Source organism: Saccharothrix sp. ST-888, from assembly GCF_000955975.1.
Classification (GTDB): domain Bacteria; phylum Actinomycetota; class Actinomycetes; order Streptomycetales; family Streptomycetaceae; genus Kitasatospora.
In genome coordinates, this window is sequence record NZ_JYJF01000358.1 from 1 (window position 1) to 486 (window position 486).

Consider the following 486-nt stretch of genomic DNA (forward strand, 5'->3'; position numbering starts at 1 on the left):
GGCGGCCGGGACGGCGGGCGGATGTCGTGACAGCGCCGGCCGCCGACCCCGACGGCGAGGCGGCACGCGGCCGGTGCCCCGCCGCCCGCGCCGAACGGGTCCGGGGCATGCTCGACCGGGCCCGCGCCCGCGGCGCGGAACCCCTGTACCTGCCGGATGGGCTGGCCGTCGTCCTGATGCCGACCTGTGCCCGGATGCTGTTCGGCGTCGGGCCGCTGACACCGGACTGCATCGACGATCTGGTCGACCGCGTGCTCGCGCGCCGACCCGGGTGACGGCCCACCTCGTACAGACGCCCTGAGACCGCGCCGCATGTCCTCACAGAATCGGCTGCCGGCGTACGCGCCGGTCACGGTCAAGGCGGGCACCCAGAGGGCGCTGGTCGGCGCGCAGGTGACAGGCGAGTACGGGCGTCACGCCCCGCGCCCGACCCTCATGTCCGGCCGGAGCAGTCGATGACACCGGCGCCCGGTCACCGCGCGCCGC

The 486-nt window shown here is 76.5% G+C and carries 1 protein-coding gene and 1 pseudogene; both read left to right on the plus strand.

Annotated elements, in window-relative coordinates; all coding sequences use genetic code 11:
- A pseudogene (locus UK12_RS33080) lies at nucleotides 1-275 on the plus strand (TetR/AcrR family transcriptional regulator C-terminal ligand-binding domain-containing protein); the annotation flags it as partial.
- 37 nt (nucleotides 276-312) lie between these two features.
- Entirely contained in the window at nucleotides 313-459 is a 147-nt protein-coding gene (locus UK12_RS40350) for a hypothetical protein (RefSeq protein WP_156179099.1), read from the plus strand.
- Nucleotides 460-486 lie beyond the last annotated feature (27 nt).

What these genes read in the sequence shown, in the direction of transcription:
- UK12_RS40350 (WP_156179099.1), top strand. Translation starts at nt 313, where the DNA reads ATGTCCTCACAGAATCGGCTGCCGGCGTACGCGCCGGTCACGGTCAAG.